This window comes from Nocardioides sp. F233 (genome assembly GCF_057813895.1).
Genome location: NZ_JBVASH010000003.1, coordinates 556,925 through 579,898, shown reverse-complemented (window position 1 = coordinate 579,898; position 22,974 = coordinate 556,925). Strand labels below are relative to the sequence as shown.

Here is a 22,974-nt window from a genome sequence, read left to right as displayed (position 1 = left end):
CGAGCCGTCCGGAGGTTGGTATGCCATTGATCGGCGCACAACGGCCACCGTGGCCGCCATCACAACAGATTGGTATACCATCCGGTGCCCGGCGAGGGGAACCCCTGCCCACCCACCGGGCGCGGCCGACTCAGCCGGCCGACTCGACCCCCGCCGTGCCGCCGAGCAGCGGGTCCTCGTCGCGCCAGGTCGGGTCGTCGAGGTACCGGATGTTGCCCATGTGGGCCAGGATCAGCGTGCTCACCCGGGCGACGTCGCGCTCGGCGATCGCGTCGTAGAGGGCCTGGTGCTCGTCGGCGACTCCGTCGACGTCCTCGTGCTGGAGGAGCAGCCAGCGGATCCGGCTCTTGAGGAAGCCACCGATCTCGTGGAGCAGGTCGTTGCCCGCGAGCATGGTGACCTGCTCGTGGAAGTCCGCGGCGGCCCGCCGCGCCATGACGGGGTCGTTGCGTCGTACGGCCTCGTGCTCGGTGTCGAGCACCGCGCGCAGCTGCGCCAACCCGTCGCGGGTACGACGGTTCGCGGCCAGACGGAAGGTGAGCACCTCGAGTGCCGAGCGGACCTCGTTGAGGTCGGCGACATCGGCCGGGGAGAACTCGCGCACGACCGCCCAGGTACGCGGCCGGGGCGTGACCAGACCCTCGCTGACCAGCGTCTTGAGCGCGTCGCGGACCGGGACCCGGCTCACGCCGAGCTCGTCGGCGAGGTCGCGCTCGACCAGCTTGCTGCCCGGCGCGCGGGTGCCGTCGAGGATCCGGTCGCGGATCGCCGCCGCGACCCGGGCCGCCTCCGACTCGAAGTCCGTGCTCTCCCCCGGGCTGGTCATTCTCCGACCTTCACCAGCAGCTTGCCGAAGTTGCGCCCGACGAGCAGGCCACGGAAGGCCTCGGGCGTGTTCTCCAGCCCCTCGACGACGTCCTCGCGGTAGCGGACCTTGCCCTCGCGCACCCACGCGGTCATGTCGCGATGGAAGGCCTCGGTCAGGGTGGGCTCGAACTCGCTCTGGATGAACCCGCGCACGGTCAGGCTCAGGGTGAGCACCCGGCTCATGAACCCGGGCAGCCGGTCCGGTCCGGCCGGCACGTCGGTCGCGTTGTAGTTGGCGACCAGGCCGCAGACCGGGATCCGGGCGTACAGGTTGAGCCGGCGGGTCACCTCGTCGGCAACCGGGCCGCCGACGTTCTCGAAGTACACGTCGATCCCGTCGGGGGTCGCCGCGGCGAGGTCCTCGCGGAAGCTCGGCGAGCGGTGGTCGAGGGCCACGTCGAATCCGAACTCCTCAATGAGCGCACGGACCTTCTCCGCGCCCCCGGCGATACCGACCGAGCGGGCTCCCTTGAGCTGCGCGATCTGGCCGACGGCCGACCCGACCGGTCCGGTCGCGGCGGCCACGACCACGGTCTCGCCCGGCTGCGGGCGGCCGATCTCCAGGAGCCCGGCGTACGCCGTGAAGCCCGGCATGCCGAGCACACCGAGGGCCGTGGAGACCGGGGCTGCGTCGGGGTCGAGCTTGCGGGTGTGGCGGGCGTTCGCGACGGCGTACGTCTGCCAGCCGGTGTACGCCAGCACGACGTCCCCGACCGCGCGGCGGTCCGAGCGGCTCTCGACGACCTCGCACACCGTCTGGCCGACCATGACCCCGCCGACCGGCACCGGCTCGGCGTACGACTTCGCGGCGCTCATCCGGCCCCGCATGTAGGGATCGAGCGAGAGGTAGATCGTCCGCAGCAGGACCTGGCCGTCCTCGAGCTCGGGGAGGTCCTCGGTGACGAAGGCGAAGTCGTCGTCGGCTGGCTCGCCCACGGGGCGGGCGGCGAGCCGGATCTGGGTGGTCTGCACGGACTGAACTTATCTCCCGAAGAACTCCCTGGTCGCGCGGTCGGCCGGCAGGAAGGTCTCGAGCCGCAGCCCCTCGAGCGCGGCGTCGGTCGCGGTGGTCAGCTGGGCCGACGTGCTGAACATCCGCAGCACCGTCTCGTCGGTGCGCAGCTGCAGGCTGAGCACCGGGCCGAGGGAGGCGTCGAGGCGGGGCGTGCTGCCGTACATCCGGACGATCTCGGCGACCAGCGCGTGGTGGCGGGGGTCGTGGGTGCGCGCGGCGCGACTGTGCGCCTGGTGGTGCAGGTGGCCGGCCCACTGGTCGAGGTTCTCGATCCGCGACGCCAGCCCGTCGGGGTGCAGGCACAGGCGGACGACGTTGATCGGCGGCTCGAGCAGGGCGGGCGCGCAATCGGCGAGCAGCACCCCGATGGCAGCGTTCGCGTCGACCACGTCCCAGTGCTCGTCGAGGAGAACCGCGGGGTACGGCAGGTGGGCGTCGAGGAGACCGCGCAGCCCGTCCATCACGACCGCGAGCGAGCCGTCGTCGAGCGACTGCTCGGAGTAGCGCGGTGCGTACCCGGCCGCGAGGAGCAGCTGGTTCCGCTCGCGCAGTGGCACCTCGAGATTGTCGGCCAGGTGCAGGATCATCTCCGGCGTCGGGTGCGCCCGGCCCGTCTCGACCCGGCTCAGGTGGCGGGTCGAGACCGTCGAGAGGTTCGACAGCTCCTGCTGGCTGAACCGGCGGCGCTCGCGCCACGAGCGAAGCATCGGGCCCACCTGCGGGCTCTCCACGAGCGTGGTCATGCACCCACCCTAGGGAGCCTGTGGCCGGTGCCCCATGACCTCGGAGGTCATGGCCCCGCTCCCCCCTTCCAGGCCACGGTGGTGCCCGTCCACCGCACGCACCACCGAACGGAGCAGACCATGAACCACCTCGTCGACGCCTACCTCGCCACCTGGAACGCCGCGCCCGCCGACCGCGAGCAGCTGCTGGCCGAGCACTTCTCGCCCGAGGTCAGCTACACCGACCCGCTCGCCCAGGTCTCGGGCCGCGCCGGGCTGCACGCCCTGGTCGACGGCGTCCACGCCCAGTTCCCGGGGTTCGTGTTCACTTCGGTCGGCGTCGTCGACGGCCACCACGACCGGATCCGGTTCCAGTGGGGACTCGGGCCCGCGGGTGACGAGCCGGTCGTCGTCGGGTTCGACGTCGTCGTCCTCGACGCGGACGGCCGGATCCGCGACGTGCACGGCTTCCTCGACAAGGTCCCCGCCTGAGGCCTTCAGAACGGACGGGGAGGCGGGTCGACACCGGGTGCCGACCCGCCTCCCGTGCTTGCGGGATCAGGGACTCGAGACGGTGCTCCCGTTCGCCACGGTCAGCGACGACGTCTCCTGGCAGCTGGCCGGGATGTCTCGCTGGGCCGGGTTGTCACTGTCGTAGCTGACGCCCCACGAGAAGGTGCCGGTGGCGTCCTGCGCGGTGCTGTTCGAGGTCGACACCGTCTTCGGCGAGGAGCCGCTGACCGCCTTGTCCTCGGTGTAGATGGCCGTTCCGGTGCAGGTGCCGTTGGCGTACAGGGCGAAGTGGACGGTTCCGCTCAGGTTTCCGCCGGCAGGCGCGGAGACGGTCGCGGAGTCGTTCGGGACCCAGTGCTGGGCCGTCGAGATCGACGACGGCACGTCGGACACGGTCACGTCCTCGTCGGTGTCGGTGCACGCGGCGTTGTGCGTGATGCCCGACGTGTTCGGCGACGACCCGCTGTAGACGGCCACCCAGTGGTAGTTGCCCGGTGCGGTCGGGGTGAACGACGGCGCGTTGTAGGTGCCGTTGCCGCTCACCGGAACCGCGGTCGAGGTGAAGACCAGGACACCACAGCCGGTGTCGCTCGGGCCGTACAGCTTGAACGTGATCGTCCCGTCCGCCGCCGGACCCGCTGTGCCGGTCAGGTTGATCACCGGGTTGGCCGGCCGGGTCGCCGTACCGCCGAGCGCCGCGCTGTCGGTCACGGCGTTGCCGAGGACGACGTCCGCGCCAGCAGTGGTCGACAGTGTCGGTGTGACCGGGTTGACCGTGAAGCACTCGGTCGCCGCCGAGTCGCTCGCCGGCGGGATCCCGTTGGCGGCGTCACCGGGCCACTCGGCCCGCCAGCAGTACCTGCCTGCCGAGGTGACGTACGCCGTCGGCGAGCTCACCGTCTTCGGGAAGCTGCCGCCCGCGATGCTGACCGAGCCGACCGAGGTGCCGCCCGTCGTGCAGGTGCCACTGGCCTGCTGGCACAGGAAGAACGAGATCGATCCGGTCGGTGTCGCGGAGCCTCCGGCCAGACTGATCGTCGCGGAGTCCTTCACCGAGGTGACACCGGTGCCGATCGACAGGCCGCCGGCCGGGATGGCCCCACCGGAGCCGTCCTTGGGCGTGGTCACGATCGTGGCGGTGCAGTTGCTGATCGGCGGCAGCACCTGCAGGATCGTGTCCTTGTAGTCGGCCTGGTCCGAGTTGCCGGTCACGGTGCTCGGGATGACGTTCGCGAACGACACGCACGCCCCGGGGTTGGAGAGGCCCTCTGCGGTGATGTTCACCGCCGCCTCGCCCTTGAAGCCGTCGGAGCTGAATTTCGCCTCGCCGTTGACGATGGTCTGGCTCGCGCCGAGGACCAGGTTCGAGCCGGACTGCTGCCAGACCCGCTTGTAGAGCGTGGTGCTGCTGCCCTGCTGGTCCCACAGGATGAGGAAGTCACCGGCCTGCCGGTCCTTCCACGGGTTGCAGCTCGCGATCAGCTGCGCCTCGGTGTTGTTGTAGCCGTTGCAGGCTGCCGGGACGCCGCTCTTCATGAACTCGAAGGCGATGAAGCCGCTGCCGGTGTTGGCGTCGCGCTCCCAGGCGAAGTAGACCCAGTCGTTGTTGTCGCTGTCGCGCTTGAGGCTCAGCCAGGCGCGGCGCAGGTCGACCTGCCCGTTGGGGTTGGTCGTGTCCAGCATCGGAGTAGCGGCGGTGTGGATCACGCCGATCTTGGTGGAGGTGCCGTTCTTGGGACCGAGCTCCTTGACGGCGCCGAACGGGTCGTTGAGCTGGATCGTGCCCGCGTCGGGCACGTTGCCGTCGATGCTGAAGGGGTTGGTGGCCGCCCGGGCGGGGCCGGACGGGAGGAGTGCGGCCGCGACGGCCAGCACCAGACAGCTGAGGATCGCGAGCGTACGGCGGCGCCGCAGCCCGGAGCGCGCTCGGTCGGAGCGCTGGGTTCTGGACATGCTGTTCCCCCCTTGGGAAGCGGACGTGGGAGCACCTCCATCCCACTCCCGGCGAGCGCTTCTGCCATGACCCGGCTTGGGGAACTCTGTCCCCTGATCGGTGCGGCCGACTCACGCACGCAGGGGCGAGGCGACGTTCGCGGAGGATCCGGCCGCCGTGGTCCGCTCGTGCCGGAAGGCGCGGGCCGAGCGCTGCATCCGCAGCAGCATCGTGGCGGACGGGGTCACCGAGCCGCTGACGTAGCTCGACAGGCGCGATGCCGACGTACCGATCCGGGCGGCGAACTGACGCTGCGTCACGCCGCTCAGCGCGACCAGCCGCTGCACCTGGCGCCCGACCAGCACCCGGTCCACGCCGCCGGTCCCCTGCCGCCCTGCTCGGTCTCCCAGCGTCGCCAGCGCACCCATGCAGCCGGGCGCCTCTCGGACAGCTCCACGTCCCGGGTGCGCAGCGCCAGCACGGTCTCCTCGAGTAGCGCAGGGTTCGCGAGGGGATGGAGCACGGACGGTAGAACGTCGCCGGGCCGGGTGGGAGGCGTCCCGACGTCAGTCGGGGATGACGCCGCGCCGGACCCGCCGCGCGGCACGGTTGATCCGCAGCATCATGGCTGCCGAGGGTGTCACCGAGCCGGTGGCGTACGTCGAGAGGCGGGAGGACGACGTACCGACGAGGGCGGCGAACTCCCGCTGCGTCAGCCCGGTCTCCGCGATGGCGTTGCGGATGTGAGCAGCGATCGCGGCGCGCTCGTCGTCCTCGACGATGCGGCGGATCATCTCGCTCACGGCCCGAAGGCTCCTCGTCTCGGCGATCTGGACCTCGGGATCCAGCATCGCGAGGTGGTCGTCGATGACGCCCGCCCACGGCTCGGCCCGGGTGGCATCGGTCAGCGCCCGCCACTCGAGCACACCGCCGTCGCGGAAGACGGCGAGCAGGCCGTCGAGGTCGCTGATCGGGGGCGGCTGCGGCGCGCCGTCGCCGACGGTCATCAACCACGTCACTGCGGCAGAGCACACCGCCACCAGGTCAGGGCGCTCGGCGAGGTCGACCACGCCGGCAGCCGCGCCCGGGAGTCCCCAGGCCCGCTCCCCCAGTGCCCGGGCCAGGGCGGTGGTGAGCTCGCGGCCGGGCCCGTCGATCGCGGCGAGTGTCTCGTCCTGGAACTCCGCGACCTCCCGGCCACCGAGCTGGGCCACGAGCTGCGCAAGGTGCTCGATGTCGGAGACCTCACCGAGTTGCACGATCGCCAGCGCGTTGGCCAGGACCGAGCGCATCAGCGGAGCCGGCGTCCCGCGGCGCACTCCCAGCGTGGCAACGGCGCGCCACCACGTCTCCGTCAGCTCCGCGTCGCCGTCCGCCCGTCGTTCGAACGACGCGACGATCCCCCACATGCCGTGCGTCCCCCTCAAGCCAGCCCGGTCACGTGGCTGTGCGGGACAACACTGCCCTGCGGACCCGCCCGGAACACGACATTTGCCGTGGCGCGATATCGGATCTGAGATCACCGGGCGCCACGGAACGCTCGCTCCGGATCACGTTGTCAGATCCGACAACGGCTTCACCGCAGTCCCGCTGGGGCGCGGCGGAGCTCACGGCTCGCAGGACCTTCGTCCCCCGGCCGGGCGACCTGCGCCCCTGCCCCGACCCCCTGCTCGCTGGTCGACTCGACGTACCAACCACCGAGGAGCGTCGCCATGACCACCTTCAGCACCCACCTCCACCACCTCATCGACCACACCGAGGAGACCGCGGTGTCCGACACCGCTGCCCGCCGGGCCCTCGGCCTGCTGCGCATCGGCTTCGGCCTGACCTTCCTGTGGGCCTTCGTCGACAAGCTGCTCGCCCTCGGGTACGCCACGGGCGTCGCGCAGGACGGCACCGTCGACCGGTTCGGGGACGCCGCGTGGATCCACGGCGGCAGCCCGACCCAGGGCTTCCTCGGCTTCGCCGCCGACGGCCCGTTCCGGGAGTTCTGGAACGGACTGGCCGGCACCGCGTTCGCGGACTGGGGCTTCATGCTCGGCCTGCTCGTCATCGGCGTCACGCTCACCTTCGGCATCGGGATGCGCCTGGGCACGCTGGCCGGCTTCGTGATGTACGTCCTCATGTGGAGCGTCGTCCTGCCCCCGGCCAACAACCCCGTCCTCGACGACCACCTGCTCGGTGCCGCCAGCATGATCGTGCTCGGCCTGACCGGTGCCGGCGCCACCTGGGGCCTGGGACATGCCTGGGCACAGCTCCCCGTCGTGCGTCGCTTCCCGGTCCTGCGATGAGCGGGGCAGAGGCCTGGGAGCACCTCCAGCAGGCCACGCTGCACGACCTGTCGCGTCCCGAGTGCTTCGACCTCCTCGGTCTCGCGCGGGTCGGGCGGGTCGTCTACGCCGACGACGAGGGACCGGTTGCGCTGCCGGTGAACTTCCGGATGGATGCCGACACCGTGCTGTTCCGGGTCTCACCGGACAGTGACCTCTGCCGCCGGCTCGCCGACGCGACCGTCTCCTTCCAGGTCGACCGGCTCGACGACTTCCGCCAGACCGGCTGGAGCGTGCTGGTGCGGGGGCGGTCGTCGTACGTCGCCGACGAGGACCTCCCTGCCCAGCAGTCGGTCCGGCCGCTCCCGTGGGCGCGGGGCTTCCGGCCCGTGCACGTCAGGATCCGGCCGACCCGGATCACCGGCCGACGGCTCGTCGATGACTGAGAACGGTTCAGCGCCCGACCACCCCGGCCGGGGCGCCGCGCGTCACCCCGGCGTCGAGCGCTACCTGCAGCGTCGCGCCGAGGACTGGCAGGCACGACTGGCCGACGCGATCACGGCGTTCGCGGGCTCGATGCCGTTCGTGTGGCTCCACGCGGTGGTGTTCACGGTCTGGATGACGGCCGCGGAGCACAGTCCCTGGCCCACCCTGACCTTGGTGGTCTCCCTCGAGGCGATCTTCCTGTCGACCTTCGTGATGATCGGCCAGAACCGGCAGGCCGAGGTGCAGCGGGCCAAGGCCGATCACGACTTCGTCGAGCAGGAGCTGGACCTCAAGACCAACACCGAGCTGACCCGCCAGATCCACGCCCTCACCCAGGAGCTGCACCGCCGCCTCGTCGACGGCCAGCCGGCGGGGAGCTGAGCCCGCGCACGCGTCAGCGCGGCACGGACCAGACCAGGACCGTGCCACCGCCCGGTGCGGACTCCACCGCCAGCGTCCCACCCCGCTGCTCGGCCCGTACCCGGATGTTGGCCAGGCCGCTCTCGGCGACCGCCCCCGACACGCCACGGCCGTCGTCGCGGACCGTCAGCACGATCCGGTCCCCCGCCTCGAGGACCACCTCGACCGCGTCGGCGTCAGCGTGCCGGCTCGCGTTGGAGAGCCCCTCGGCCAGGACAGCCAGCAGGTCGGGCGCGAGGTCGGCAGACACCAGGGTCCGCACCGGACCCTCGAACCGCAGCGCCGGACGGAACTTGAGCGTCGAGGCGGCCCGGTCGACCAGCCGGGTGACCTCCGCCTGGATGTCGCCGGCCGTCTCCAGCGAGCTGAGCCCGAAGATGGCGCGCCGGATGTCCTTGATCGTCGCGTCGAGGTCGTCGACTGCCTGCTCGATCCGGACCGCGACCTCGGGCCGCTCGACCATCCGGGTCGCGCCCTGCAGCCCCAGCCCGACGGCGAACAACCGCTGGATCACGAGGTCGTGCAGGTCGCGCCCGATCCGGTCCCGGTCCTCGAAGACCGCGAGCCGCCGATGCTCCTCCCGCGCCTCGGCCAGCTGGAGCGCGAGCGCCGCCTGCTCGGCGTACGACGCCACCAGGGCTGGGTCGAGGACGTGGTAGCGATCCTCCCGGTCGGGCGACCACGCAAGGCACAGGGTGCCGCTGACGCCGGCGGTCGGCGCGAAGGGAACACCGAGTACCGGTCCCTCGGCCGCCAGCGCGGCGTCACCGACCCGGGCAATCACCTGGGCCTCGTCGTCGTCCGCGGCCACCTCGGCCCAGCCTGCGTCGGCGCCCGCGAGGTCGCAGGCCTGCGCCAGTACCCGGGCGACGGGGTCGTCGGCGGGGTCGGGATCGGCCAGGGCCGGCGCCAGCGCCGCGGTGGCCCGGGCCCAGGTCTCGCGCCGGGTCGTGTCCTCGTAGAGGCGCGCGTTCTCGATCGCGACGCCCGCCGCCGCGGCGAGGGCGACGACGATCTCCTCGTCCTCGGCCGTGAAGTCGCCGCCTCCGGCCTTCTCGGTCAGGTAGAGGTTGCCGAACACGCGATCCCGGATCCGTACCGGCACCCCGAGGAACGAGCTCATGGGCGGGTGGTGCTCCGGGAAGCCGTACGACGACGGGTGCTGCGCGATGTCGTGAAGCCGCAGTGGCTCGGGCCGGTCGATGATCAGTCCCAGCAGGCCGTGGCCGGTCGGCAGGTCGCCGATCTCGGCCGCGAGGTCGTCGGAGATGCCGTGGTGCACGAACGTGCGCAGCCGGCGCTGGCGCCCGGCGCTCAGCACGCCGAGGGCGGCGTACCGCGCATCGACCAGGCGGCTCGCGATCGCGACGATCCGCGAGAGCACGCCGTCGAGGCTGAGGTCCGCCGAGATGGTGACGACCGCGTCCAGCAACAGCTGCAGGCGCGCCTGCTGGTCGAGGGCACCGTGCATCCGGTCCAGGACCGCGTGGACGAGGTCCTCGAACTCGACCTGCCCCAGGTCCACGGGCCGCTCCGTCTCCGCGCCGTCCATGGCCACGAACGCTACCGCCCCCAGGGCACAAGGACCCCCGGGTCCCGGGTCCCTCGCATCTGCCCTGCGTCACGGTCGCGGCGCACGATGGAAGGGTCCCCGAGAAGGAGGTGGTCCTCGTGCAGGACTCCGACATCAGGCCCGGCCGGCTGGCCGTGCTGTCCGAGAACGAGTGCTGGGACCTCCTCCGCTCCCGACCGGTGGGCCGGGTCGCGTGGTCGGGCGTCGAGGGCATCTCCGTGACGCCCGTGAACTTCGCCGTCGACGGCGATGCGGTCCTGCTGCGCACGACGCCGTACTCGCTGATGGCGCGCGACTGCGCGGGCCGGGAGGTCGCCTTCGAGGTCGACGACATCGACGCCGAGCGTCACGAGGGCTGGAGCGTGCTGGTGCGCGGCCGTTGCGAGCGGCAGCAACGTGCGGCCGACGAGCCACACCCCTGGGCCACCGGGTCACGGGTTCTCGGGCTGCGCATCACCGTGCGGTCCCTGACCGGCCGGCGGATCGTCAGGCCTGGCGGGGCGGGTTCTTGACCGCGTAGATCGCGGCCTGCGTGCGGCTCGACATCCCGAGCTTGCCCAGCAGCGAGGAGACGTAGTTCTTCACGGTCTTCTCCGCCAGGTGCATCTCGCGGGCGATCTGCCGGTTGGTCAGGCCCTGGCCGATCAGGTCCAGGATCCGCCCCTCCTGGTCGGTGAGGGACGCGAGCTCCTTGTTGACCGGCGGGCCGGAGCGGATCCGGTCGAGGACCTGGGCCGTCACCGACGGGTCGAGGGTCGACTGCCCGGCGGCGACCCGGCGCACGATGTCGAGGAGGTCGGTGCCGCGTACCTGCTTGAGCACGTACCCGGCGGCGCCGGCCATGATCGCGGCGAACAGCGCGTCGTCGTCGTCGTACGACGTCAGGATGAGCGCCTTGATCGACGGGTCCTGCGAGCGCACGTCACGGCACACGTCGATCCCTGACCCGTCGGGCAGCCGCCCGTCGAGGATCGCCACGTGGGGCCGCAGGGCGGGGATCCGGCGGACGGCCTCCGCGGCGGAGTCGGACTCGCCGACGACGACGATGTCGCCCTCGCTCTCGAGCAGGTCACGGATCCCGCGGCGGATCATCTCGTGGTCGTCGAGCAGGTAGACGCGGATCTGCTGCTCTCCCTCGGGCACTGCTTCCTCGCTCACGCCACCCACGCTAGCCCTCACCTGCCCAGCCCGTGGTGGGACCGGACACCTTCGGGTTGAGGACCTTGTGCCCTGCCGCCGGCGGCACTCGGGAGGGACCGTGGGGCCATGAGCAACCGACTCGGCACGCGCCCGGAACAGGCGCCCTCCGCGGTGGTCGAGCGCCTGGTCGAGCTGGCCTGCCTGGCCCCGAGCGTCCACAACACCCAGCCCTGGCGGTGGCGGTACGACGCCGGGCTGCTCGAGCTGCACGCCGACCTGCGCCGCCGGTTGCCGGCCGAGGACCCCCGCGGGCGCAACCTCACCATCAGCTGTGGCGCGGCCCTGCACCACCTGCAGTTCGCCGCGCGGGCGCTGGGCTGGGAGACCGCCGTCGAGCGTCTCCCCCTGCCCGTCGACGACACCCTCCTCGCCCAGGTCGCCGTGTTCCGCGTCGTACGGCATGCCGTCGCACGCGGCGACATCGACCTGCTGCGCAGCCGGTGCACCGACCGCCGCCGGTTCACCGCGTGGCCGGTCCCGGCCGACCGCCTCGACGACCTGTGCCGCCACGCGGCCTCCTGGGGCGTGCACGCCGAAGCCGTCACGAGCGACGCCGCGCGGTTCCGCCTCGAGCTGCTCGCGAACCGTGCCCTCGGCTTCCTCGAGGTCGAGGGACGCCGACTCCTCGAGCAGGACCGGTGGATCGACCGCGGCGGACCGGACGGCATCCCGCTCGAGGTGCTCTCCGACGACCCCGACCCGCTGCACGCACGGTCCCGGTTCCGCCCCGGCCTGCTGGAGGACACCCGGCTGGTGATCCACGGGGGCGAACGGGTGCTGGCCCTCGGCGGCCGGCACGACGACGTCGGCAGCTGGCTGCGGACCGGCGAGGCACTGAGCGACCTGTGGCTGGAGGCCACGAGGTCGGGGATGTCCGTGGCGCCGATGAGCCAGCCGATCGAGGTCGAGAGCACCCGCCACGAGATCGCCCGCACCGTGCTCGCGACCCGCTTCGAGCCCCACCTGCTGGTCCGGGTCGGCTGGCAGGCGATCGGCCGGCGCGACCTGCCCCGCACCCCGCGCCGGGCCCTGGCCGACGTCCTCGAGCGCTGAGCCCGAGGACGACCACCGAGGGGCCGAAGGTCCCGCCGGTCCGGGCAATCCGGCCGTGGGGCAGCACCCGTGCCGCTTCCTAGCGTGGTCAGCACCGGGCGCCTGCCCAGCGCGCCCCTCCCGAACCCTGCCAGGAGAACCCGTGGACCCGACCGACATCGCGCGGTGGCAGTTCGCCATCACGACCGTCTACCACTTCCTCTTCGTCCCCATCACGATCGGCCTGTCGGCGATCATCGCCGGATACGAGATCACCTGGCTGCGCACCCGGGACGAGCGCTGGCTGCGCCTCACCAAGTTCTTCGGGAAGCTGTTCCTCATCAACTTCGCGATCGGAGTGGTGACCGGCATCGTGCAGGAGTTCCAGTTCGGGATGAACTGGAGCGACTACTCCCGCTTCGTCGGCGACGTGTTCGGCGCCCCACTGGCGATCGAAGGGCTGCTCGCGTTCTTCCTCGAGTCCACCTTCCTCGGGCTGTGGATCTTCGGCTGGGACCGACTGCCCCCGAAGCTGCACGCCGCCTGCATCGCGCTGGTGCACGTCGGCACCCTGTTCTCGGCGTACTTCATCCTCGCCGCGAACTCGTGGATGCAGCACCCCGTCGGCTACGCCTTCAACCCGGGCACCGGTCGCGCCGAGATGAACGACTTCGCCGCGGTCCTCTTCAACAAGGTCCAGCTCGTCACGTTCCCGCACGTCGTGCTCTCGGCCTACATGACCGGTGCCGCCTTCGTCCTCGGCATCGCGCTGTGGCACCTGCGTCGGGCCCGGACCGACGAGGACCGTGCCGTGTACCGCCCCGCCGTCCGCACCGGCGCCTGGATCGTGCTCGTGGCCGCGCTCGGCGTCTTCGTGAGCGGCGACGTGCAAGGCAAGATCATGACCGAGGTCCAGCCGATGAAGATGGCTGCGGCCGAGGGCCTCTACGAGACCGAGCAACCGGCCGACTTCTCGGTCTTCCAGCTCGGCACCCTCGACGGCGAGCACGAGACCTTCTCGGTCAAGATCCCCGGACTGCTGTCCTTCCTCGCCACGGGTACGCCGAACGGTGAGGTCGAGGGGATCAACGACCTGCGCGCGAAGTATCAGGAGGCCTACGGCACCGACCCCGGCGCGGCGTACTACTCCCCCGGCGACTACACGCCGGTCATCCCGCTGACCTACTGGACGTTCCGGCTGATGATGGGCCTCGGCATAGCCGGCGCAGCCGTGGCCACGTGGGTGCTCTGGGCGACCCGCAAGGGCCGCACCCCCCAGGGCCGCGCCGTGCTGACAGCGGCGATCGCCGTCCCGTTCCTGCCGCTGTTCGCCAACTCCTTCGGCTGGATCTTCACCGAGATGGGGCGTCAGCCGTGGGCCGTCTTCGGCCTGATGACGACCGAGCACTCGGTCTCCCCCGGCCTCACGACGACCGAGGCCTGGATCTCCCTGCTCTCGCTGACGGCGGTCTACGGCGTGCTGGCCGTCGTCGAGGTGCGGCTGCTGCTCACGTGGATCCGCAAGGGCGCCGAAGAGCTGCCGCCCGACGTACCGACCGACACCGGCGAGGACCGTCCCCTCGCCTTCGCCTACTGAGCGCCGCGAGGAGACCCACCATGGAGCTCACCACCGTCTGGTTCATCCTGATCGCCGTCCTGTGGATCGGCTACTTCACCCTCGAGGGCTTCGACTTCGGCGTCGGCCTGCTGCTGCCGGTCCTGGCCCGCGACGACACCGAACGACGCGTCATGATCAACACCATCGGACCGGTCTGGGACGGGAACGAGGTCTGGCTGCTGGTCGCCGGCGGCGCGACGTTCGCCGCCTTCCCGGAGTGGTACGCCACCTTGTTCAGCGGGTTCTACCTGCCGCTGCTGCTGATCCTGGTCGCCCTGATCGTGCGCGGGCTGGCGTTCGAGTACCGCGCCAAGCGGCCCGACGCCCGCTGGAAGGCTCGTTGGGATCTCGCGATCGTCGTCGGCTCGCTCGTGCCGTCGGTGCTGTGGGGCGTCGCGTTCGCCAACATCCTGCGCGGCGTGCCGATCGACAGCGACCTCGAGTACGCCGGCGGCTCCTTCGACCTGCTCAACCCCTACGCCCTGCTGGGCGGCCTGACCACGCTGGCCCTGTTCGTGACCCACGGCGCCCTGTTCATCGCGCTCAAGACGGACGGTGAGATCCGGCACCGCGCGCGCCGGCTCGCGGTCCCGTCGGTCGCGCTCACCGCCGCGCTGGCCGTCGCCTTTCTGGCCTGGACCCAGCAGCAGACCGGATCCCCGAGCTCGGCGGTCGCCTTCGTGGCCGCAGCACTGGCACTGGTGGGTGCGGGACTTGCCGCCCGCGCCGGCCGTGAGGGTTGGGCCTTCCTCGGCACCTTCGTCACCATCGCGCTCGCGGTCGCCGGGTTGTTCCTCGCCCTGTTCCCCGACGTCATGCCGAGCACGCTGGCCGGCGGCGCGAGCCTGACGACGACCAACGCGGCCGCGACGTCGTACACGCTGAAGATCATGACCGTGACCGCAGTCGTGTTCACCCCGCTGGTCCTGGCCTACCAGGGCTGGACCTACTGGGTGTTCCGCAAGCGGATCGCGACGCACCACATCCCCGCAGCGGCCGAGAGCGCGAGCGCCCGATGAAGCCGTCCGACCCGCGCCTGCGCGCCCTGCTGGCACCCGCGCGGGCCGCGCTGGCCGGCGTGGTCGCCGGGGGCATCGCAGGTGGTGTCGTGGTCATCGCCCAGGCGTGGGTCGTGACCGGCCTGGTCCTCGCCGTGCTGCGCGGCCAGGACGTCGTGGGCTGGGGCCTTGCCGTCGTCGGCGTGCTCGCGCTGCGGGCGCTGACCGGCGCGGTCAGCGATCTCTGCGCGGCCCGGGCCGCCGCCACGGTCGGCACCGTGCTGCGGCACCGGCTGGTCCGCGCGTACGTCGACCGGGCCGGCTCCGCGGAGGGAACCGGCGAGGAGGCCGTGCTCGCGACCCGGGGCGTCGCCGCGGCGGAGCCCTACGTCACGCGCTACGTCCCGGCCCTCGTGGTCGCCGCCGTGCTGCCGCCGCTGACGGTGCTCGCGATCGCGAGCCAGGACCTGCTCAGCGCGGTGATCGTCGTCGCCACCCTCCCGCTGGTGCCCGTGTTCGGCGCCCTGGTCGGGCTCGCGACCCGCGACCGTGCCGAGGAGCAGTGGCGGGCGATGGCCTCGCTCTCCGGCCACTTCCTCGACGTGGTGCGGGGCCTGCCCACCCTGGTCGCGCACCGACGGGCCCGGGCCCAGTCGGCGCGGATCGCCGAGGTGACCGACCGCTACCGTCGCGCCTCGCTGCGCACCCTGCGGATCGCGTTCGCGTCGTCAGCGGTCCTCGAGCTGGTCGCGACCCTGTCGGTCGCCCTGGTGGCCGTGACGGTCGGTGTCCGGCTCGCCGGCGGCGGGATCGGGCTGCACACCGCGCTCGTGGTGCTGCTGCTCGCTCCGGAGGCCTACTGGCCGCTGCGCCGGGTCGGCGCGGAGTTCCACGCCGCTGCCGAGGGCGCCACCACGTTCTCCGCCGCGCACGACCTGCTCGCCGGCGCACCGCCGGCGGGCATGGACCGCGCCGCGCCGGCCGACTGCCCGCTCGTGCTCGACCACGTCACCGTCACGTGGCCCGGCCGCACGACGCCCGCTGTCCACGACGTCTCCGCCCTCGTCCCCGCCCGAGGCATCACCGCACTGACCGGACCGTCAGGGTGCGGCAAGTCCACCCTGCTCGCCGCGGTCGCCGGCCTGGTCCCCCTCGACCACGGCGCGATCGCCGCCGGCGGCCAACCGGTCGGTGGACCGGCCTGGCAGTCCCAGGTCGCCTGGCTCCCACAACAGCCGCAGTTCGTCGCCGGGAGCATCGCGGACAACCTCCGGGTCGCCGACCCCGCTGCATCCGAGGTCCGGTTGTGGGCTGTGCTGCGCGAGGTCGCGCTCGAGGAGCGGGTCCGGGCGCTGCACCACGGCCTCGACGCGCCCCTCGGCGAGGACGGGACCACCCTCTCCGCCGGCGAGCGGGCCCGGCTCGCGCTCGCCCGGGTCGTGCTCGCCGACCGGCCGTGGGTGCTCCTGGACGAGCCCACGGCGCACCTCGACGACCTGACCGAGCAGGTCATCGCCGACACGATCGTCACGCTCGCCCGCACCCGCGGGGTCGTCGTGGTCGCGCACCGGCCGCGCCTGGTCGCTCTCGCCGGGCACCGGATCGAGCTGCCGTCGCCCGTCGTACGTGCCTCGCCGTCCCGTCCGTCGCATGCCGGCCGGACCGCGCCCGTTCCCGCCGCCCTGCCCGTCGGGTACGAGCGCTCCGAGCGTCGCGGTCTCCTCGCTGCCACGCTGGTCGGCTCGCTCGCCTCCGCGTCGGGAGTGGCGCTGACCGCGACCGCCGGGTGGCTGATCGTCCAGGCATCCACCCGCCCTGCGGTGCTGACCCTGCTCGTCGCGGTCGTGGGCGTCCGCGCCTTCGGCCTGGCCCGGCCCGTGCTGCGCTACGTCGAGCGGCTCTGGTCGCATGACGCAGCACTGCGGCTCCTCGCCCGCCGCCGGGTCGAGGTCTACGACGCACTGGTCCCGCTCGTCCCGGCCCGCCTGGGCCGTCGGCGCGGCGACGTGCTCAGCGCAGTCGTCGACGACGTCGACGGGGTCGTCGACCGGCAGCTCCGGGTCCGGATGCCCCTCGCCCAGCTCGGGATCACCGGACTGCTCGCAAGCCTGGTCGCCGCCTCCTTCCTCCCCGCGGCCGGCGCGGTCGTCGCCGGTACGACGCTGGTGGGCGGTCTTGCCTTCCTCCTTGCGCGGCACGGTGCGCGGACCGCCGAGGAGCGACTCGTCGGGCTCCGCGCCCGACTGTCGGACGGCGTCGTCGAGGCGGTCCAGGTGGGCGCCGAGCTGCGGATGTGGCAGCGCTCGCTCCCGGTGGCGGACCGGGCCGCCGCGACGAGCGCCCGGATGGGCGCGGTCACGACGGCCGCGACCCGGTGGCTGTCGGCCGCGCGGGCCGTGGTGCTCGTCGGCAGCGGCTGCGCCGTCGCAGCCACCGCCGCGCTGACCGCGGGACCGGTGTCCGACGGGAGCCTGTCGAAGCCGGTGATGGCCCTGCTGGTGCTGCTGCCGCTGGCGCTCGCCGACGTGGCTCTGCCCTGCGCCGACGCAGGGGTCCTGGCCGCGCGGACGGCCGCCGCGAACGCCCGCCTGCGCGCTCTCGAGACCACGGCTCCGGCCGTGGCGGACGTCCCCAGCCGGACCGCGCCGGACGGCGACGCCATCGCACTCGACGAGCTGACGGCACGCTGGGACCTGCGCGCTCCCCTCGTCGCGCCGGTCACCCTGGACCTCGAGCCGGGTGATCGGATCGCCGTGGTCGGGCCCTCCGGCTGCGGCAAGAGCACCCTCGCCGCGGTCCTGATGCGCTTCCTCGACCCGGCCGGGGGCGACGCCCGATTGGGTGGTGCCGCCCTGGAGGACCTCGCCCCGGATGACGTACGACGCCGCGTCGGCCTGGTCGACGACGCCCCTCACGTCTTCGCCACCACCGTGGCCGAGAACGTCCGGCTCGCGCGCCCAGCGGCCACGGACGCCGAGGTCGAGGAAGCACTGCGCCGTGCCCACCTGGGCACCTGGCTGGACGGCCTTCCCGACGGGATCGACACCTGGCTCGGCTCCGGCCATGGCGGCGTCTCCGGCGGGGAGCGCGCCCGTCTAGGCGTCGCCCGCTCGTTGCTCGCCGACCACCCGGTCCTGGTGCTCGACGAACCGACCGCGCACCTCGACCACCCCACGGCCGAGGTACTCGCCCGGGAGCTGCTGTCCGGGCAGCGTGACCGCTCGGTGCTGTGGATCACCCACAGTGCGGCCGGCCTCGACCTGGTCGACCGGACGGTCCGGCTCGAGCCGCGGGTCGAAGGTCCCGCCGGGTCCGGGGCCTCGGCCCGTACCGGGACGAGCGGCGCCGGACGACGCTGGATGCATGACCACTGACTCCATCGACCCCGTCGCCGCGAACGGCATCGTCGTCGCCACCGACGGCTCCGACGACGCCGACCGCGCCGTCCGCTGGGCCGCAGAGCAGGCCTTCCTCGAGCGACGGCCGCTGACCGTCGTCACCGCCGTGCACGGCCCCGAGGTGCCGACCGCTGCCTGGAGCGGCATGGGCGCCGTCTACTCCTGGGATCCCTCCCAAGCCCTCGTCAGCGCCCGCGCACTTGCCCAGGAGGCCGCCGACGTCGCCCTGCACCTGCACCCCGGCCTGGACGTGACCGTCGCGGCCCGGATCGGCGACCCGCGCCAGGTGCTCGTCGAGATCTCCCGCGACGTCACGATGCTCGTCCTCGGCTCCCGCGGCCGCGGCCCGCTGCGCAGCAAGCTGCTCGGCTCGGTCAGCGCCGCGGTCAGCCGCGACGCCGGATGCCCGGTGGTCGTGTGCCGTCCCCAGAGGCACGAGGACCGGGCGCGGCAGGGCATCCTCGTCGGCGCCGACGGCACCCCCGAGTCACTGCCCGTGATCGAGTTCGCCTTCCAGCAGGCCTCGCTGATGGACCTCCCGCTCACCGTCGTCCACGCGGTGTGGGACGAGGTCGGCGCCGTGCACGGTCCGGTCATGGTCTCGCCGCGCGAGACCGGCCTCGACCAGTACCGGGTCCTGCTCGGCGAGAGCGTTGCCGGGATCGCCTCGAAGTTCCCCGAGGTGCCGGTCGACCTCCGGCTCGCCCGCGGCATGGCCGAGGACTGCCTCAGCGACACCAGTGCGCTGTGGAACCTCATCGTCGTCGGCCGGCATCCGGTCGACTCGCTGCTGCGCCTGGTCACGGGCGCGGTCGCCACCTCCGTCATCGAACGGTCCCGGACCACCGTGGCCGTCGTACCGCAGGCCGACGCGCCGGCCGAGAGCTGAGGGACGTCATGAGCAACGCCATCCGGCCAGGCAGCATCCTCGTCGGCGCCGACGGGTCCAAGCACGCCGCCCGCGCGATCACCTGGGCAGCGGAGCAGGCCACGCTCGAGCGCCGCCCCCTCGTCGTCCTCAGCGCCGACGAGGGCGCAGTCCACCGCATCAACGCCGAGGCCGTGCAGCTGGCGCGCGAGGTCGCGCCCGACGTCGAGGTGGTCGGCCTGACCGCCGCCGACGACCCGCGCGGCACCCTGGTCGAGCTCTCCCACGACGCCCACCTGCTGGTCCTCGGCTCCCGGGGACGCGGCACCGTTCGCAGCATGCTGCTGGGCTCGGTGAGCGCCGCGGTCAGCCGGCTCTCCTACTGCCCCGTCGTCGTGTGCCGACCGCGGGCCGAAGAGCACCGCGGCAAGGGCGTCCTGGTCGGGGTCGAGGGCACCGAGTCCTCGCTGGCCGTCCTGGACTTCGCCTTTACGCAGGCATCCCTGCGCGGGCAGGCCCTCACGGTGGTCCACTGCGTGTGGGACGTCGTCGCCGCCGTCGCGGGTCTGCGCAACGTCCGCGTCGAGGACGTCGACCTCGGTCCCGAGGACGAGGCGCACCTGCTGCTCGCCGAGACCGTCGCCGGCTTCGCGGAGAAGTACCCGGACGTCCCGGTCACCCTCCGGGTCACGCACGGGCTGGTCGACGACGTCCTCGGCGGCCGTACCGCCGCGTGGGACCTCGTGGTCGTCGGGCGCCACCCCCTCGACACCATCGGGCGCCTGGTCACCGGATCGATCGCGACCGCCGTCGTGGAGCGGGCGCACACGACCGTCGCCGTCGTCCCCGAGCCGACCGTCGTCCTTCCGTCATGAGCCGGGACGACCCCAGCGCGCTCGTGGTGTACGAGTCGCTGTTCGACAACACCGCACAGGTGGCGCGGGCGATCGTCCGCGGCCTGCGCAAGGCAGGCTTCGAGGCGCACGGCGTGCCGGTCACCTCGCTCGCGTCCACCGGCCCGGTCCGGGTCGACCTGCTGCTGCTGGGGGCCCCGACGCACGCCTTCTCCCTGAGCCGGCCCGGCAGCCGCGCCGACGCCATCCGTCAGGGCGCACCGCCGGACCGGGCCAAGATCGGCGCCCGCGAGTGGATCGCCGCCATCGGCCCGGACCGGTTCGGGACCAGCCTGGCCGCCGTCTTCGACACCCGGGTGGCGAAGGTACGCCGCCTGCCTCTGGCCGCCGGTGTCACTGCATCCCGGTTGCTCCACCGCCGGGGGTTCCGCCTCCTCCGCAAGCCGATGGCCTTCCTGGTCGACGGCACGCGGGGGCCGCTGGTCCCCGGAGAGGATGAGCGCGCGGAGCGCTGGGGTCAGATGATCGGCACCGCATGCCTCGCCGAGCGCGACCACGCAGTCTGAGCCTGCGTTCGTGAGACGTGCAGGGCTGGAGGACGTCATCGGGGCCCGGGAGCTGCCCTAGCGTTGCCTTCCACCGGGCAATGGTCTCCCGCGCTCCTCCACGTAGCGCTGTCTCACCGGACCGAGCCAGAGCAGAACCCCGACAAGCAGCACCCAGAACCCGCCCAGGCCCAATGCCATGGCCAACCAGAGTCCCCAGTCATCCGACCACATGGTCTTCACGTCCCTTCGTCACAGGTCCGTGGAAATCGTCGCGCTCGCAGCGGCGGTACGATAAGTGTCCTACGGCGCGGGGTAGCAGGCCTTTGGTCTCTCTCGTCGAGGGGTGTCTCCTGCTGGCGGCGGAGCGTCGGCCCTGCCGCTTCCCTCGACTCCCCGTTGCTTCCCGCTGATGGGACCTTGGGCCCGCTGGATCGCGACCTGCGCCCCTGCGCCGCCCGTGACGACAGCGGTGGAATCGGAGAACAACCACTCGCGGAAGGGACACGACGATGTCCACGTTCGCCACTCATGTCCACCACATCCTCGAGCACGACGACGAGACCGCCGTCCGTGCCGGCGCCGCCCGTCGCACGCTCGCGGCCGCGCGCATCGCATTCGGCCTCGTCTTCCTGTGGGCCTTCTTCGACAAGCTCCTCGGCCTCGGCTGTGCGACGGGGGTCGCTCAGGACGGGACCGTCGACCGGTTCGGCCCCGCAGCCTGGATCCACGGCGGCACCCCGCCCCAGGGATTCCTCGGATTCGAAGCCGAGGGTGCGCTCCAGGGCTTCCGGAACAACCTGGCCGGCACCGCGTTCGCCCGCTGGGCCTTCATGCTCGCCCTCCTCGGCATCGGGACCACGTGGGGCCTCGGACGCCGCTGGTCGCAGGCCTCGCTCGTGCAGAGGTTCCCGGAGCTCCGTTGACCGCACGGACTCCCGAGCAGCAAGGTCGCCCAGCGGGCACGTTGGCCTGGTGGCGCGACTACCAGCGCGGCTGGTGGCGCGCCGACCTGATTGCCGGGGTCTCGGTCACCGCGTACCTCGTGCCCCAGGTGATGGCGTACGCCGAGCTCGCGGGCCTTCCCGCCGAGACCGGCCTGTGGGCGGCGCTCGGAGCCCTTGGGCTGTACGCCGCCGTCGGGTCCTCACCGGTTCTCTCGGTGGGCCCGGAGTCGACGACAGCGTTGCTGACGGCGTCCGCCGTCGGTTCCGTCGCGGCTGGCCGGCACGACCCGACGGCGTTCGCACCTGTACTCGCGCTCACCGTGGCGCTGGTGTGCTTGATCGCGTGGGCTGCCCGACTGAACGTGCTCGCAGACCTACTGTCCCGGCCGGTCCTCGTCGGCTACCTTGCGGGCGTCGCGCTCATCATGGTCGTGTCGCAGCTCGGCAGGCTCACCGGCATCCCGGTCCCTGAGGACGATTCATGGCAGCGCTTCCTCTACGTCGTCGAGCACATCAGAGACGTCCGACCTGCCACCGCCGCTCTCGGACTTGCCACGTTGACCGCGATGCTCGTCGGGACTGCGATCTGGCGCCATGCGCCCGTCGCGCTGCTTGGCATGCTCGGCGCCACTGCCGCCTCTGCTCTCCTGTCGCTCCCCGAGCACGGAGTTCCCCTCGTCGGTGACATCCCTGCTGGTCTTCCCGCTCCGGCCATCCCCCACTTCGAAGGCACATTGTTCGCGGCGGCGGCGCTGCCGGCTCTGGGTATCGCCTTCGTCGGCTACACCGACAACGTCCTGACGGCACGCGCATTCGCCGCGCCACGCGACCATCACATCGACGCCCGCCGCGAGCTCCTCGGCCTCGCCCTGGCGAACGCCGGCTCCGCCTTCATGCGAGGTTTCCCCGTCAGCAGCAGCGGCAGCCGCACGGCCATCGCCGATGCTGTGGGCGCCCGGAGCCAAGCGACCGGTCTCTTCACCCTGGCCGGCACGGTCGTCGCGGCCGTTGCCCTCCGCCCGCTGCTCGAAGCCTTCCCCTCGACCGCGCTCGGCGCGGTCGTCGTGTACGCCGCCGTCCGCCTGATCCGCCTGGACGAGTTCAGGCGGATCGCTCGCGTACGACGGTCCGAGCTGGCGATCGCGGTCGCTACTGCGGCTGCGGTCGTGGCCATCGGAGTACTGCAGGCGGTCCTCGTCGCAATCGGACTCTCGCTCCTCGACCTGCTGCGCCGAGTCGCCCGCCCGCACGACGCCGTGCTCGGCTACGTCGACGGACTCGCCGGAATGCACGACGTCCAGGACCACCCCGGCGCCAGCGTCGTGCCTGGTCTCCTGGTCTACCGCTACGACTCTCCGCTCTTCTTCGCGAACGCCGAGGACTTCCGGACACGGGTGCTCGCTGCAGTGACCACGAACGCGCCGGTGCGCTGGCTCGTGCTCAACGCCGAGGCGATCTCGGACGTCGACTCGACGGCTGTCGAGGCCCTCGAGTCGGTCCGCCAGGAGCTCGCTGAACGCGGCGTCGTCGTCGCGCTCGCCCGAGTCGAGCACGCCGTACGACTGCTGCTCGAGCGCTCGGGGTTTGTCGACCGGATCGGCGAGGAGCACGTCTACCCCACGCTCCCGACAGCGGTGGAGGCGTTTCGAGCGGCATCCGCAGAATGACCGCAGTGGGACCACGTTCGCAGGGCTGGCACGGTCGGCGCGGCGGGA

At 72.4% G+C, this 22,974-nt stretch carries 22 protein-coding genes; 14 read left to right on the top strand and 8 right to left on the bottom strand.

From position 1 onward, the window contains the following. Nucleotides 1-130: 130 nt before the first annotated feature. The 3 genes from ACZYRU_RS14100 to ACZYRU_RS14090 are packed head-to-tail and all read right to left on the bottom strand — an operon-like array spanning nucleotide 131 to nucleotide 2,625. Nucleotides 131-826, bottom strand: coding sequence for a GntR family transcriptional regulator (locus tag ACZYRU_RS14100; RefSeq protein WP_488957720.1), 696 nt, complete (start codon nucleotides 824-826; stop codon nucleotides 131-133). Next, entirely contained in the window at nucleotides 823-1,839 is a 1,017-nt protein-coding gene (locus ACZYRU_RS14095) for an NADP-dependent oxidoreductase (RefSeq protein WP_488957719.1), read from the bottom strand. The genes ACZYRU_RS14100 and ACZYRU_RS14095 overlap by 4 nt, the downstream gene beginning before the upstream one ends. Nucleotides 1,840-1,848: 9 nt before the next feature. Further along, entirely contained in the window at nucleotides 1,849-2,625 is a 777-nt protein-coding gene (locus ACZYRU_RS14090) for a helix-turn-helix domain-containing protein (protein ID WP_488957718.1), read from the bottom strand. 120 nt (nucleotides 2,626-2,745) lie between these two features. Here ACZYRU_RS14090 and ACZYRU_RS14085 point away from each other — a divergent pair, with 120 nt between their 5' ends. After that, nucleotides 2,746-3,096 (top strand): nuclear transport factor 2 family protein, encoded by a 351-nt coding sequence (locus ACZYRU_RS14085; protein WP_488957717.1) that lies wholly within the window; start codon nucleotides 2,746-2,748, stop codon nucleotides 3,094-3,096. Between the two features lie 66 nt (nucleotides 3,097-3,162). Here ACZYRU_RS14085 and ACZYRU_RS14080 read toward each other — a convergent pair whose 3' ends face one another. The 3 genes from ACZYRU_RS14080 to ACZYRU_RS14070 all read right to left on the bottom strand — a co-directional run bounded on the left by ACZYRU_RS14080 (nucleotide 3,163) and on the right by ACZYRU_RS14070 (nucleotide 6,459). Then, nucleotides 3,163-5,070, bottom strand: a complete 1,908-nt coding sequence (locus tag ACZYRU_RS14080) for a hypothetical protein (protein ID WP_488957716.1) — start codon at nucleotides 5,068-5,070, stop codon at nucleotides 3,163-3,165. A gap of 111 nt (nucleotides 5,071-5,181) precedes the next feature. Next, nucleotides 5,182-5,478, bottom strand: a complete 297-nt coding sequence (locus ACZYRU_RS14075; RefSeq protein WP_488957715.1) for a helix-turn-helix domain-containing protein — start codon at nucleotides 5,476-5,478, stop codon at nucleotides 5,182-5,184. 138 nt (nucleotides 5,479-5,616) lie between these two features. Beyond that, a complete protein-coding gene (locus tag ACZYRU_RS14070; RefSeq protein ID WP_488957714.1) occupies nucleotides 5,617-6,459 on the bottom strand; it encodes a helix-turn-helix domain-containing protein in 843 nt (280 codons plus the stop codon). Nucleotides 6,460-6,762: 303 nt separating this feature from the next. Between ACZYRU_RS14070 and ACZYRU_RS14065 the strand changes: the two genes are divergently transcribed. The 3 genes from ACZYRU_RS14065 to ACZYRU_RS14055 are packed head-to-tail and all read left to right on the top strand — an operon-like array spanning nucleotide 6,763 to nucleotide 8,187. Beyond that, the gene (locus ACZYRU_RS14065) at nucleotides 6,763-7,341 is read left to right on the top strand and encodes a hypothetical protein (RefSeq protein WP_488957713.1); all 579 of its coding nucleotides are present in this window, start codon (nucleotides 6,763-6,765) and stop codon (nucleotides 7,339-7,341) included. Continuing rightward, nucleotides 7,338-7,766: a pyridoxamine 5'-phosphate oxidase family protein gene (locus ACZYRU_RS14060; RefSeq protein WP_488957712.1), complete on the top strand. Its 429-nt coding sequence runs from the start codon at nucleotides 7,338-7,340 to the stop codon at nucleotides 7,764-7,766. Before ACZYRU_RS14065 ends, ACZYRU_RS14060 begins: the two co-directional genes overlap by 4 nt. Continuing rightward, nucleotides 7,759-8,187 carry a DUF1003 domain-containing protein gene (locus tag ACZYRU_RS14055; RefSeq protein WP_488957711.1) on the top strand — a complete coding sequence of 143 codons (429 nt, stop codon included), beginning with the start codon at nucleotides 7,759-7,761 and terminating at the stop codon, nucleotides 8,185-8,187. Before ACZYRU_RS14060 ends, ACZYRU_RS14055 begins: the two co-directional genes overlap by 8 nt. A 13-nt stretch (nucleotides 8,188-8,200) precedes the next feature. Here ACZYRU_RS14055 and ACZYRU_RS14050 read toward each other — a convergent pair whose 3' ends face one another. Next, nucleotides 8,201-9,778 (bottom strand): GAF domain-containing sensor histidine kinase, encoded by a 1,578-nt coding sequence (locus ACZYRU_RS14050; RefSeq protein WP_488957710.1) that lies wholly within the window; start codon nucleotides 9,776-9,778, stop codon nucleotides 8,201-8,203. Between the two features lie 119 nt (nucleotides 9,779-9,897). Here ACZYRU_RS14050 and ACZYRU_RS14045 point away from each other — a divergent pair, with 119 nt between their 5' ends. Next, nucleotides 9,898-10,311, top strand: coding sequence for a pyridoxamine 5'-phosphate oxidase family protein (locus ACZYRU_RS14045; protein ID WP_488957709.1), 414 nt, complete (start codon nucleotides 9,898-9,900; stop codon nucleotides 10,309-10,311). Here the strand turns inward: ACZYRU_RS14045 and ACZYRU_RS14040 are convergent. Beyond that, entirely contained in the window at nucleotides 10,286-10,957 is a 672-nt protein-coding gene (locus ACZYRU_RS14040; protein ID WP_488957708.1) for a response regulator, read from the bottom strand. The two genes, ACZYRU_RS14045 and ACZYRU_RS14040, sit on opposite strands and share 26 nt — an antisense overlap. Before the next feature lie 108 nt (nucleotides 10,958-11,065). On the opposite strand from ACZYRU_RS14040, the gene ACZYRU_RS14035 reads away from it, so the two are divergent. From ACZYRU_RS14035 to ACZYRU_RS13995, 9 genes are all read left to right on the top strand, one after another. Continuing rightward, the gene (locus ACZYRU_RS14035) at nucleotides 11,066-12,052 is read left to right on the top strand and encodes an Acg family FMN-binding oxidoreductase (protein WP_488957707.1); all 987 of its coding nucleotides are present in this window, start codon (nucleotides 11,066-11,068) and stop codon (nucleotides 12,050-12,052) included. A 142-nt stretch (nucleotides 12,053-12,194) separates the two neighbouring features. After that, nucleotides 12,195-13,628, top strand: coding sequence for a cytochrome ubiquinol oxidase subunit I (locus tag ACZYRU_RS14030; RefSeq protein ID WP_488957706.1), 1,434 nt, complete (start codon nucleotides 12,195-12,197; stop codon nucleotides 13,626-13,628). 20 nt (nucleotides 13,629-13,648) lie between these two features. Beyond that, entirely contained in the window at nucleotides 13,649-14,668 is a 1,020-nt protein-coding gene (gene cydB / locus ACZYRU_RS14025; RefSeq protein WP_488957705.1) for a cytochrome d ubiquinol oxidase subunit II, read from the top strand. Next, nucleotides 14,665-18,021, top strand: a complete 3,357-nt coding sequence (gene cydD / locus ACZYRU_RS14020; protein ID WP_488957704.1) for a thiol reductant ABC exporter subunit CydD — start codon at nucleotides 14,665-14,667, stop codon at nucleotides 18,019-18,021. The genes cydB and cydD overlap by 4 nt, the downstream gene beginning before the upstream one ends. After that, on the top strand, nucleotides 18,011-18,934 hold the full coding sequence (locus tag ACZYRU_RS14015; RefSeq protein WP_488957703.1) for a universal stress protein: 924 nt from the start codon (nucleotides 18,011-18,013) through the stop codon (nucleotides 18,932-18,934). The genes cydD and ACZYRU_RS14015 overlap by 11 nt, the downstream gene beginning before the upstream one ends. An 8-nt stretch (nucleotides 18,935-18,942) precedes the next feature. After that, nucleotides 18,943-19,788: a universal stress protein gene (locus ACZYRU_RS14010; RefSeq protein WP_488957702.1), complete on the top strand. Its 846-nt coding sequence runs from the start codon at nucleotides 18,943-18,945 to the stop codon at nucleotides 19,786-19,788. After that, on the top strand, nucleotides 19,785-20,333 hold the full coding sequence (locus ACZYRU_RS14005; RefSeq protein ID WP_488957701.1) for a flavodoxin family protein: 549 nt from the start codon (nucleotides 19,785-19,787) through the stop codon (nucleotides 20,331-20,333). The genes ACZYRU_RS14010 and ACZYRU_RS14005 overlap by 4 nt, the downstream gene beginning before the upstream one ends. Nucleotides 20,334-20,824: 491 nt before the next feature. Further along, nucleotides 20,825-21,238 carry a hypothetical protein gene (locus ACZYRU_RS14000; protein WP_488957700.1) on the top strand — a complete coding sequence of 138 codons (414 nt, stop codon included), beginning with the start codon at nucleotides 20,825-20,827 and terminating at the stop codon, nucleotides 21,236-21,238. Further along, a complete protein-coding gene (locus ACZYRU_RS13995) occupies nucleotides 21,235-22,926 on the top strand; it encodes a SulP family inorganic anion transporter (protein WP_488957699.1) in 1,692 nt (563 codons plus the stop codon). The genes ACZYRU_RS14000 and ACZYRU_RS13995 overlap by 4 nt, the downstream gene beginning before the upstream one ends. The last annotated feature ends 48 nt before the right edge of the window (nucleotides 22,927-22,974 follow it).